8 protein-coding genes and 1 rRNA gene (1 of these 9 cut by a window edge) are annotated in these 12,852 nt (G+C 39.9%); 7 read left to right on the top strand and 2 right to left on the bottom strand.

Annotated features, from left to right (window positions below):
• Both QUE18_RS10135 and mgtE read left to right on the top strand, forming a co-directional pair.
• Positions 1-2,694: ribosomal RNA gene (locus QUE18_RS10135) — 23S ribosomal RNA — on the top strand; it begins 194 nt to the left of the window's first position.
• Between the two features lie 577 nt (positions 2,695-3,271).
• Complete coding sequence (gene mgtE / locus QUE18_RS10130) at positions 3,272-4,669, top strand: magnesium transporter (RefSeq protein WP_009203047.1); 1,398 nt, start codon at positions 3,272-3,274, stop codon at positions 4,667-4,669.
• Positions 4,670-4,725: 56 nt separating this feature from the next.
• Here mgtE and QUE18_RS10125 read toward each other — a convergent pair whose 3' ends face one another.
• On the bottom strand, positions 4,726-5,226 hold the full coding sequence (locus QUE18_RS10125) for a GGDEF domain-containing protein (RefSeq protein ID WP_081018794.1): 501 nt from the start codon (positions 5,224-5,226) through the stop codon (positions 4,726-4,728).
• Entirely contained in the window at positions 5,156-6,769 is a 1,614-nt protein-coding gene (locus QUE18_RS10120) for an HD-GYP domain-containing protein (protein WP_154662999.1), read from the bottom strand. Before QUE18_RS10120 ends, QUE18_RS10125 begins: the two co-directional genes overlap by 71 nt.
• A 296-nt stretch (positions 6,770-7,065) precedes the next feature.
• Here QUE18_RS10120 and QUE18_RS10115 point away from each other — a divergent pair, with 296 nt between their 5' ends.
• The 5 genes from QUE18_RS10115 (at position 7,066) to clpX (ending at position 12,752) form a co-directional block, all read left to right on the top strand.
• A complete protein-coding gene (locus QUE18_RS10115) occupies positions 7,066-8,067 on the top strand; it encodes a calcium/sodium antiporter (RefSeq protein WP_040343933.1) in 1,002 nt (333 codons plus the stop codon).
• Between the two features lie 64 nt (positions 8,068-8,131).
• On the top strand, positions 8,132-9,121 hold the full coding sequence (locus QUE18_RS10110) for a Gfo/Idh/MocA family protein (RefSeq protein ID WP_009203043.1): 990 nt from the start codon (positions 8,132-8,134) through the stop codon (positions 9,119-9,121).
• A 41-nt stretch (positions 9,122-9,162) separates the two neighbouring features.
• A complete protein-coding gene (locus tag QUE18_RS10105) occupies positions 9,163-9,933 on the top strand; it encodes a peptidylprolyl isomerase (RefSeq protein ID WP_242852695.1) in 771 nt (256 codons plus the stop codon).
• Positions 9,934-9,956: 23 nt separating this feature from the next.
• Positions 9,957-11,348: a MocR-like pyridoxine biosynthesis transcription factor PdxR gene (gene pdxR, locus QUE18_RS10100; RefSeq protein WP_009203041.1), complete on the top strand. Its 1,392-nt coding sequence runs from the start codon at positions 9,957-9,959 to the stop codon at positions 11,346-11,348.
• An 18-nt stretch (positions 11,349-11,366) separates the two neighbouring features.
• Entirely contained in the window at positions 11,367-12,752 is a 1,386-nt protein-coding gene (gene clpX / locus QUE18_RS10095) for an ATP-dependent Clp protease ATP-binding subunit ClpX (protein ID WP_009203040.1), read from the top strand.
• Positions 12,753-12,852 lie beyond the last annotated feature (100 nt).

The following is a 12,852-nucleotide window of genomic DNA, read 5'->3' as shown; positions in this document are numbered from 1 at the left end:
AAACATCTAAGTACCCGGAGGAAGAGAAAGAAAATTTATCGATTTCCAAAGTAGCGGCGAGCGAAATGGAAAGAGCCCAAACCGTGATGCGTGCATCGCGGGGTTCGGACTGCGTTGTGGCAGACGTAAGATAGGAGAACGGACTGGGAAGTCCGGCCGGAGAGAGTGAAAGCCTCGTATCCGAAATCCCAAGTCGCCTAGCAGGATCCAGAGTAGGACGAGACACGAGAAACCTTGTCTGAACGAGCGGGGACCACCCCGTAAGGCTAAATACTTCTTAGTGACCGATAGCGCATAGTACTGTGAAGGAAAGGTGAAAAGTACCCCGGGAGGGGAGTGAAAGAGAACCTGAAACCCTGTGTCTACAAGCTGTGGGACCTCTTTATATGAGGGACTGCGTACTTTTTGTAGAACGGTCCGGCGAGTTGTGCGTACTGGCGAGGTTAAGGACTTAAGGTCTGGAGCCGAAGTGAAAGCAAGCGTTAATAGCGCGTCAAGTCAGTGAGTGCAGACCCGAAACCGGGTGACCTATCCATGTCCAGGTTGAAGCTTCCGTAAGAGGAAGTGGAGGACCGAACCCACATCCGTTGAAAAGGGTGGGGATGAGGTGTGGATAGCGGAGAAATTCCAATCGAACCCGGAGATAGCTGGTTCTCCTCGAAATAGCTTTAGGGCTAGCCTCATGAGAGTCTTATGGAGGTAGAGCACTGAATTGCCTAGGGGGCGTCAAAGCTTACCAAAGCATATCAAACTCCGAATGCCATCAAGATGATTCATGGGAGTCAGACCATACGAGATAAGTTGGATGGTCAAAAGGGAAAGAGCCCAGACCTACAGCTAAGGTCCCAAAGTGCGTGTTAAGTGGAAAAGGATGTGGGGATTCTAAGACAACTAGGACGTTGGCTTAGAAGCAGCCATTCATTGAAAGAGTGCGTAATAGCTCACTAGTCGAGAGTCCCTGCGCCGAAAATGTCCGGGGCTGAAACACGACACCGAAGCTTAGGAATGTGTAAACATTGGTAGAGGAGCATTGCTGGCGGGATGAAGCCATACCGTAAGGAGTGGTGGACTGCTAGGAAGAGAGAATGCCGGAATGAGTAGCGAGATGAAGGTGAGAATCCTTCAGGCCGAATATCTAAGGTTTCCAGAGTAAAGCTGATCTGCTCTGGGTAAGTCGGGACCTAAGGCGAGGTCGAAAGACGTAGTCGATGGATAACAGGTTGAAATTCCTGTACCGCATATAAACAGAACTGTGGGGACACAGACAGGGAATGGAATCCGGGAATGGATATCCCGGTGCAAGCGAGGTAGGAGTGCTGTTGGCAAATCCGCAGCACGATCTGAAGACGTGACGCGTACCGAACATAAGTAGGGAAGTCCAGGCCCCTGGCTGTCAAGAAAAGCCGCTATCGTTTTATATGTGCCCGTACCGCAAACCGACACAGGTGGATGAGGAGAGAATCCTAAGGCCGACGGGAGAAGTATTGTTAAGGAACTCGGCAAAATGACTCCGTAACTTCGGGAGAAGGAGTGCCATGAGAGTGGCCGCAGAGAAATGGCCCAAGCAACTGTTTAGCAAAAACACAGGTCTATGCAAAACCGCAAGGTGAAGTATATGGGCTGACGCCTGCCCGGTGCTGGAAGGTTAAGGGGAGAGGTTAGCGCAAGCGAAGCTTTGAACTTAAGCCCCAGTAAACGGCGGCCGTAACTATAACGGTCCTAAGGTAGCGAAATTCCTTGTCGGGTAAGTTCCGACCCGCACGAAAGGCGTAATGATTTGGGCACTGTCTCAACGATACACCCGGTGAAATTGAAATACCAGTGAAGATGCTGGTTACCTGCGCCAGGACGGAAAGACCCCATGGAGCTTTACTCCAGTTTGATACTGGGATTCGGCATGGTATGTACAGGATAGGTGGGAGACTGAGAAGGTATGACGTCAGTTGTACCGGAGTCGCTGTTGGGATACCACCCTTACCATGTTGGATTTCTAACCTGTGGCCGTAAGCCGGTCAGGGGACAATGTCAGGCGGGGAGTTTGACTGGGGCGGTCGCCTCCGAAAGGGTATCGGAGGCGCTCAAAGGTTCCCTCAGAATGGTTGGAAACCATTCGAAGAGTGCAAAGGCAGAAGGGAGCTTGACTGTGACACCGACGGGTGGAGCAGGTACGAAAGTAGGACTTAGTGATCCGGTGGTATAAAGTGGGATTGCCATCGCTCAACGGATAAAAGCTACCCTGGGGATAACAGGCTTATCACTCCCAAGAGTTCACATCGACGGAGTGGTTTGGCACCTCGATGTCGGCTCATCGCATCCTGGAGCTGTAGCAGGTTCCAAGGGTTGGGCTGTTCGCCCATTAAAGCGGTACGCGAGCTGGGTTCAGAACGTCGTGAGACAGTTCGGTCCCTATCCGGCGCAGGCGGAGGAAATTTGATAGGAGCTGTCCTTAGTACGAGAGGACCGGGATGGACGGACCGCTGGTGTATCTGTTGTACTGCCAAGTGCATAGCAGAGTAGCCAAGTCTGGAAGGGATAAACGCTGAAGGCATCTAAGCGTGAAGCCCCCCTAAAGATAAGATTTCCCATACCAAAAGGTAGTAAGACCCCTTGAAGACGACGAGGTAGATAGGGCAGAGGTGGAAGTACGGTAACGTATGGAGCTGACTGTTACTAATCGGTCGAGGCTTTAACCAAAGAAGGCTGAAGTGTAAGAGATGTAGAAAGATTCTTGTATGTTGTTTTGAAGGTATATCCTTTATATATAGATTTAATATGAAGATTCAAGCATTCTTAGAGATAAGGATGTTTTTTTTATTGCATAGAAGATTTCGATGAAATCCCCTATGCAATAAAAAGCCCTCCGGCAGGATCACACTGTGGCGGCGGAAAAGATTGTTAAATCATAGTAAAATAGGTTGACGATATCAGAAAAATCTGATAATATAACTCAGAATGAAAACAAAGAATGTTGAGAGATATTAGTAAAGATGTGAAAGGAGGTGTATGTTCATGGATAGTTGCGATCGTATAGGACGAAGTTGTATGCGGGGTCAAAAAAGAAAATATAAGATGCGAATGCTGCTCTCTGTGAAGATACATGAATAGCAACATTTGTATTATGATATTCTTTTTGATACACCGCGAAACAGAAAGTTCTTTACATCACAACAGAGTATGTGATCTGCTTTAGGAATTTCAATCTGAAGCGGTGTATTTTTGTGCCTAAATATTGGTGTTTTGCAACCAGATTTAGGAAAAGAAGGAGGATATCATGAAAAATGCAAGAAATCAGCATAGAACAGATTATGCAAAAGAATTGGTCAAGATCGTACAGACAACGAAAGATAGAGAAGAATTAAAGAAAAAGATCGCAGCTTATCACGAAAGAGATATTGCAAATGCGATCGTAGAATCAGATAAAACAGTTAGAAAATGTATCTATGACATTTTAGACATTGCAGATATTGCAGAGATTTTTTCTTATATCGAAGAGGAACCAGGAAAATATCTGGAAGAAATGCCAATTGAACAGGCAGCGAAAGTTGTATCAAACATGGATTCAGATGATGCGATGGATCTGTTTGAAGAATTAAATGAAGAAGATAAATACAAATTATTAAAGAGACTGGATAAAGAAGCAAAAGAAGATGTTCAGAAACTGCTGTCTTACGAGGAAGATCAGATCGGTAGTTGTATGACGAATAATTATATCGTAGTAAGAAATGATGTAACGATTCGTGAGGCAATGAGTACACTTGTAAAGCAGGCAGGAGAACATGATAATATCCAGACACTTTATGTGATAGATGAGAATGGGATTTTTGCAGGAGCGATCGATCTGAAAGATTTGATCATCGCAAGAGAACATGATAATCTACAGGACATCATAAGCAGTTCTTATCCTTATGTATATGAACATGAAAAAATCAGTGAATGTATGGAAATCTTAACAGATTACGAAGAAGATTCCATCCCAGTACTGACACAAGATAAGAAAATCGCAGGAATCTTAACATCTTCCGATATTGTAGAATTGGTCGATGACGAGATGGGAGATGACTATGCAAAACTTGCTGGTTTAACAGAAGAGGAAGATTTAAATGAACCCACGATAGTTAGTATGAAGAAGAGACTTCCATGGTTGATCGCATTGTTATTCTTAGGAATGGCAGTATCCTCAGTTGTTGGAATGTTTGAATCTATTGTTGCGGTATTACCAATCGTTATCTGTTTCCAATCCCTGGTACTTGATATGGCGGGAAATGTTGGAACACAGTCTTTAGCTGTAACAATCCGCGTATTAATGGATGAAAATCTGTCAGGTAAGAAAAAGATTGCTTTGTTATTTAAAGAAATGAAGATCGGTTTCTTAAATGGAGCGAGCCTAGCGATCATGGCACTCGTATTTTTAGGGGTGTACATCCATTTATTTAAACATTATGCATGGATTTCTTCATTCCTGATTTCAGGGTGCGTAGGAATTTCACTGATCGTTGCGATGGTGATCTCAAGCCTTGTAGGAACGATCATTCCAATGTTCTTTCATAAGATCAACATTGACCCAGCAGTGGCTTCTGGTCCATTGATCACAACTATCAATGATTTAGTTGCAGTTATCACATATTATGGACTTTCTGGTCTTGTGTTGATTCAGTTATTTCATATATAAAGAAGAGAGTGGCAAAAGTAAATTCTTGCCACTCTCTTCTTTATATGTTTGGTGCTTTATTTTTCATGAAAGGAGAAGTCGCTTTTTCCATTTTGTTTTACGAAATATAGTGTTTTATCAGCTTTTGTATAACATTCGTCAAAAGAATCTCCAATATTGCACATATATAGTCCGGCAGAAATGGATGCAGCATGAAGCTCAGGATCTTGTTCCTTTCGAGTATTAAATTTCTTAAAAATAGCAGTTATAACTTCTGTAATACTATTTTGATCAGCATTTGGCATAAATAATAGGAATTCATCTCCGCCAAGACGACAGACAAGACATTCACTGGAATATTCTAATAATAGATTACCAAGAAGCTTCAATACACGGTCACCAGCTTTGTGGCCATAGATGTCATTGATGGTTTTTAAATTGTCCATATCCATAAAGACAAGACATCCGCTGTGGTGTTTCATCAACTGCGCAATGGCTTGCTCACCTTTATTTCTGGTTGGAAGCCCAGTTAAAAAGTCGAGATTTTCTTTGGCTTTTTGTGTACGGATCGTGCTCATGATGATTGCGTACAATTTCTTGTACGTGATCGATCAGAGAAATATTCTTTAAGATATTTGCACCAATGATCGTATGTTCCTTAATAATAGAAAATTCTTCCTCAGAAAGTTTGCTTGGTTTATTTAAAATGGTATCAGGAATAGCAATTTTGCCGATATCATGAAGATGAGCAGCATTTTTTAGATTACTAAGTTCTTTTTCATTCCATCCAAGTTCACGAGCGATCAAAACGGAATACTCTGCAACACGATGAGAATGTCCTTTCGTATATTCATCTTTTGCCTCGATCGTGGTGGATAACATCTGCATCAACTGCAGAGACATCTCTTCTATATTTTTTTTACGTTTATCGAGTTCTTCCTGCTGCTGACGTTTGATGATATCACGGATGATATGGATCGTATAGATCACATTTATAAACAGTAAGATCAAAATAGCGATACCGACAAATAAACCAGAAACAGATACTTTGTAATATACAGAAATTGCTTCAAAAATCACAGAAAGCATTGTAATAAGCAATCCAAAGAACAACAGGCAATCACTTCGACTCCGATGATTCCAATATCTGATCAGGAAAGTAAGAATGACAGCAAGGAAAGTAATAATAAGGATTGCGTGTGCTGCTGGCATTGTCTCAATATAATCTGCAACGCCTGTAAGATGCAGGATCGTACAGATGATAAAATTCAATAAAGCAATAAAACAAATCGATTGAAAGATCTTTTTATATTTACCTTTCTGAAGATTATTGACATATAAGGAAATCGGCAACGGACATAACATGAGCATAATAAAACATGAAGTTGCAAGTCCAGATGCATTTGGAACAAGGATCTGCCGCATTTTTGATTCTCCGATCATCCAGACAGAACCCATAAGCATACACCATCCAAGATATTCCATATTAAACTTGGTTTTGTAAACAATTCCAAGGGCGATACTGAATAAGATTGTGACAATCGATGCAAAAAAGATAAATAATCCGATCACGGTTCCAGAGAAGTTATGATTAAAAATATAACTCCAGATCTGCATTTGATCTCCACAGTAAATCGTATTGACAACACCAGAGTAGTTACTCGTATATGTTGTAAGTTCCAGACGAAGTTCCTTTCCGGCATCTGCAGACGAAGTATTGCAGAATATATAACGGCTGGCAGAGTTTTTGCCAAATCGGTGCAGACTTTTTGCATTGTACTCTTTTCGAAGTTTTCCATCAATGTAAAAACGTACATCTTGAAGGGAAGAACGGATCGCGATCACATTCTCGTTATAATCATCTGGAAGTGTAGTAGTAATGATCATCGTCTGTTTTGCTGGAACTTTATAACGTCCAGGAACAGAAATGTTTTGTTTTGTGCCATCGGATTTCTTCCATGTAAAAGTACCATTGTAGATGATGGAATGTCCAGATTGGTCAAAAAACTGTTCATCAGGTCCTAAAATCTGAATCCCAATGAACCAGACAAAGATGATCATCATCAAAATATAAAATAGTCTGGAAATATTTTTATTAGTTTTGTATGGTTTTCTGATCAAAAATAGTTTCCCCCCTCCATTTGTTGATCGCATTGTATATCAAAATAAACTATACTTGACAGATCAATATTTTTTTGTTAAAGTAATCAAACAATCAATATTCCATGAGGGAGTAGTTCGCGTCATACAAAGACGTGATTTGTCAACAGACTCGGTAATGACTCGCAGATATCAAGCAAGTCAGCCTGGCAAATATTAAAGAATGAGACTCATGTATGTTCTTATAGTACATCTGGAACATACATGAGTTTTTCTTATGTACAAATAAAAAGACAATTTTGAAAGGAGAAAAACAAATGGAGAAATTTATCAACCAATCCCCATTATTTTTAGTGATCATCTGTCTGATCATAGGATTTGCATTTTTAATGAAAGGAGCAGACTATTTTGTAGAAGGAAGTTCAAGTGTCGCCAAACGTTTAAAAGTTCCTTCTATTATCATTGGATTGACGATCGTAGCCATGGGAACATCACTTCCAGAAACTGCAGTCAGTGTAACAGCATCTATTGCCAATAATAATGCCCTGGCGATCAGTAATGTAGTTGGTTCTAATATCTTTAATATGATGTTTGTGATCGGAGTTTGTTCAATTTTAGCAACGATCGGTGTAAAAAGAGAAACAATTATAAGAGATATTCCATTATCTCTTGTATGTGCGACATTACTTCTCATATTTGGTTATCTTGCATTCGGAGATAGATCACATATGATCCTTGGACGTTTTGATGGAATCATTTTCCTTATTATATTTGCCGTATATGTTCTTATGATGGTTTTTCAGGCAATGCGTGCCAGAAATAATCAGGAAGTCGTACAACTTGAAACAATGGAAAATGAAGAATTGATGATCATGTCTTATCCAAAGAGTCTGTTATGTATCGTTGGAGGTGCAGCAGCCATTGCATTTGGTGGAGATCTTACAGTTGATGCCGCAAGCAGGATTGCCATAGATTTTGGAATGAGCCAGAATCTTGTAGGATTAACGATTGTTTCGATCGGAACGTCTCTTCCAGAATTGGTCACATCCATCGTAGCCGCAAGAAAAAATGAAGTTGATATGGCGGTCGGGAATGCGATCGGTTCCAATATCTTTAACATCCTTATGGTACTTGGAATCGCATCTGCGATCAGTCCATTACAGCTAATTGGTGAAAATGTGATCGACATCATAGTTTTAGTCGTATTTTCAGTTGTAGTATGGATCTTTGGAGCAACGAAAAAAAAGATTTCAAGAACCGAAGGAATTGCAATGATCTGCATGTATCTTTGCTATAGTGCGTACATTATTATGCGGTAGGCGTGATCATTGACATTACACCGTCACAACTATAAAATATAAGATATATGATGGAGGAGAATCAATGATCAGATTAGCAACGATAGGAACCAATTTTATTACAGACTGGCTGATGGAAGGAATTTTAGAATTAGATGAAATCCAATTAACAGCTGTATATTCAAGAAATTTAGAAAAAGGGAAGCAGTTTGCAGCAAAATATAATGTAGAAAAAGTATATGATAACTACGAAGAGATGGCAAAAGATCCAGAGATTGATGCGGTTTATGTAGCGAGTCCAACTTATATGCATTATGCACATTCGATCACAATGATCAATTACGGAAAGCATGTGCTTTGTGAGAAACCTGTTTGCTCCAACCGTGAGGAATTAGATATCCTGATCAAAGCAGCCAAAGAACAAGGAGTTGTATTTATGGAAGCCATGAAGAATGTACATTCTCCAGGATTCCATGCGATGATGGACAATCTTCATAAGATTGGAACAGTGAGAAGAGCAACGATTCAGTATTGTCAGTATTCTTCAAGATATGACAAATTTAAAAAAGGGATCATTGAAAACGCATTTAATCCCAAATTATCGAATGGAGCACTGATGGATATTGGATCTTACTGTATCCATTTCCTTGCAAGTTTATTTGGGAAACCAGAAAAGATTCTCGCAGACAGTTTGTTCCTTGAAAATGGAGTGGATGGTGCAGGAAGTGTGATCGCATCGTATGGTGATAAACAGGCAGAGATCATATATTCCAAGATTACAGATTCCAAACTGCCAACACAGATTCAGGGTGAAAATGGATGTATGATCATTGAACAATGTCCGATCATCAAGAAGATCACGATCTACTATAGAAATGGAGAAACAGAAGAATTACAATTTGACAAAAGAGATAATCCGATGATCTATGAAACAAAAGATTTTATCAGACTGATCAAAGAACATAAAGTGGATCATCAATTTTTAAGATCATCAGAGATTGAGATGGATATCACGGATGGAGTGCGAAGACAGACAGGAATCGTATTTCCGGCGGATAAGATCCGAGAACAGTGATCGCAAGTGAGCAATCTCTTAAAATAGAAAGGAAATCAAAAATGAGAAAGATCATAGCAGCAGCATGTCTGATGGCAGCCATGACACTTTGTGTTGGGTGTTCATCTGCAAAAGACGGCAGCAAAGATACAACAAAAGCAACAACAGAAACAAAGATGAAAGTGCAATCAAAATATAAAGTACCAAAGATCACAGCAGCAAAGAAAACAGACCAACTTGCGGATGCACAAAAGGGAGAAACGATCGTCACTATGAAAGTCAAAGGTTATGGAGAAATGCAGTTTAAGTTCTTCATGAAGAAAGCGCCTTTGGCTGTGAAGAATTTTGTAACTCTTGCATCGAATGGATACTTTGATGGACAGATCTTTCACAGAGTCATCAATGATTTTATGATCCAGAGTGGAGATCCAACAGGAACAGGAACAGGCGGAGAAAGTATTTGGGGAGAAGACTTTGATAATGAAGTATGTGAGGAACTTCTGCCTCTTCGCGGTTCTTTATGTATGGCAAATTCCGGAGCAGATACGAATGGAAGTCAGTTTTTTATCGTGCAGGCGAAAGCAGATACAGCGAAGAAAGGTCTGGAAGAAGGGAATGTAGAGCTCACAAAGAAACAACAAGCGTTATTCTTGAATCAGGGTGGATATCCATCCTTAACAGGAAGCTATACTGTGTTTGGACAAATGATCAATGGATATGATGTGTTAGATAAGATTTCAGGATGCAAGACACAAGATAATGGAAGTGGAGAAGTAAGCCAGCCAGTGAAGAAAGTTGTAATAGAAAAAATGACTGTTTCAAATGCAGAATAAATTAGAGGAAAACAGGTGGTTATATGCTGATCGTTGCACTTGATACTTCAAAAAAAGAGCCGTTATATGAGCAGATTTATAATTCTATCAAAGAAGAAATTATAACAGGAGTTTTGCCCTTTGGGGCCAGACTCCCTTCTGCAAGGAGACTTTCCAAACATTTAGATGTCAGCAGGAATACTGTGGACACTGCATATGCACAGCTTTGTGCAGAAGGATATATTGAATCAAAACCAAAACGTGGTTTCTTTGTCTGTCAGGTAGAAGAACTGGCAGAGCTTCACATTCCAGTTAAGATCGAAGAAGAGGAAGAAGAAATACGACCAGAGAAGATACCATACGACTTTTCATCAGCAGGAGTTGATATGGAACAGTTTCCTTATCATATCTGGAGAAAACTACTAAAAGAGATCATGATCAATGATAACAGTGAGTTATTTCAAAAGGGGAATTTTCAAGGAGATTTGGAATTGCGCAAAGCGATCATGTATTATCTGAGACAATCCAGAGGTGTTCATGTTCATGCCAGCCAGATCGTAGTGGCAGCAGGAATGGAGAATCTGCTATTTTTACTGCGTCAGATTTTAGGAGAAAAAGTTTCCATTGGAATTGAAAATCCAGTTTACAAAAATGCGTATGAAATCTTAAAGGAATTAGATTTTAAGATTCATCCGATCTCCATGGACGAAAGTGGAATGTGTGTAGAACAATTGCAGAAAACAGATGCGAACTTAGCATATGTAACCCCGGCACACCAATATCCCACAGGCGTGATCATGCCAATAGGGCGAAGAAGTCAATTATTAGGATGGGCTAAAAAAGATCCAGATCATTATATTATCGAAGATGATTATGACAGCGAGTTCAGATATCATGGAAAACCAATTCCAGCGATGCAGGGATTAGATGATGGAGAAAATGTGATCTACATGGGAACATTTTCAAAAGCGATCGCACCAGCGATCCGAGCAAGTTATATGGTGCTCCCAAAGAAACTTGCAAAGAGATATCAGCAGATTGGCCAGACATTTTCCTGTGCAGTATCAAGGATCGATCAGAAAGTTTTGACGCTGTTTCTGACAGAAGGGCATTTTGAACGACATTTAAACCGTATGAGGAATATTTATAAAGAGAAACATGATCTATTGATCAAAGAAATTAAGAAGTTAAACTCCGATATTCAAATATATGGTCATGGAGCAGGAGCACATATCATCGTAAGATTCCCTGTCAGTGATCAAAAAGAGTTTCAAAAAAAATTAAGACAAAAAGGCGTGATGATCTATCCGCTCTCATGGTATTATATAGAAGGAAAACCATTGAAAGAAGAATATATTTTGGGGTTTACGAGAATGAAAAAAGAAGATATGATAAGAGGGATTGAAATTATAGGAGAAGTACTCTATTCAAAATAAAAAGTGGGGGACAATCATATGTCAGAAGAGAAAAATCAAAATGAGATTGAGGAAGTAACAAATGAGGATGAACACAAAGATGTGGAACATTACTGCTATCTTTGCAGACGTCCGGAATCTGCAGCTGGTAAGATGTTAGAACTTCCGAATAATATTTTTATATGTACAGATTGTATGCAGAGGACATTAAATTCTATGGGCAATGGTCAGTTTGGATTTATTGACGCAAGAAATATGGATCTTGACAGCATGGATATCACAAAGATGATGAACGATATGCAGAGCATGCAGCCAAAAGCGGAAGTAAAGAAGAAAAAGAAAGACAAAAAAGAAGAGCCAGAGTTTACATTAAAAGATATTCCAGCACCACATCAGATCAAGGCAATGCTGGATGAATATGTTATTGGACAGGATTATGCGAAGAAAGTTATGTCTGTTGCTGTATACAATCATTATAAACGAGTGGTTACAAACACAATGGATGAGATTGAAATCGATAAATCGAATATGCTGATGATCGGGCCAACAGGAAGCGGTAAAACATATCTGGTCAAGACACTTGCAAGACTGTTAAAAGTACCACTAGCGATCACAGATGCTACATCCTTAACAGAAGCAGGATATATTGGTGATGACGTAGAAAGTGTTTTATCAAAGCTCTTACAGGCGGCAGATAACGATGTAGACCGTGCAGAACATGGAATCGTATTCATTGACGAGATTGATAAGATTGCCAAGAAACAAAATACAAACAGCAGAGATGTCAGTGGAGAATCCGTTCAGCAAGGATTGCTAAAACTCTTAGAAGGAGCAGAAGTCGAAGTGCCAGTCGGAGCTACAAGCAAGAATGCAATGGTACCACTCACAACGATCAATACAAGGAATATTCTTTTTATCTGTGGTGGAGCCTTCCCGAACTTAGAAGGAATCATCAAAAAACGTCTGATGAAGAAAACATCGATCGGATTTGGAGCAGATTTAAAAGACCGTTTTGATGAAGAAGAAAACATTATTGCTCAGGTTACGAATGAAGACTTGAGAGAATATGGATTCATTCCAGAATTCATCGGAAGACTTCCAATGATATTTACATTAGAAGGACTGACAAAAGAGATGTTAGTCAAGATTCTAAAGGAACCAAAGAATGCGATCTTAAAACAGTATCAGAAGTTATTAGAATTAGATGAAGTAAAATTAGAATTCGACGAAGGGGCTCTGGAGGCTATCGCAGAACAAGCTCTGAAAAAGAAAACAGGAGCCAGAGCATTACGTGCGATCATCGAGAAATTCATGCTCGACATTATGTACGAGATACCAAAAGACGACACGATCGGAAGCGTAACGATCACAAGAGATTATATTGAGAATCATGGAAATCCAGAGATTCATCTAAGAGATCAGTAAATAAGAATGATACGCCAATATGTATAAATGAAATGCAGCCAGAAAGTTAAATCAATAACTGTCTGGCTGCATTTTATGTTATTTAATATTCTATTAACGA

The organism is Anaerostipes hadrus ATCC 29173 = JCM 17467 (assembly GCF_030296915.1).
Classification (GTDB): domain Bacteria; phylum Bacillota; class Clostridia; order Lachnospirales; family Lachnospiraceae; genus Anaerostipes; species Anaerostipes hadrus.
This window is presented reverse-complemented; position numbering and strand designations above follow the sequence as displayed.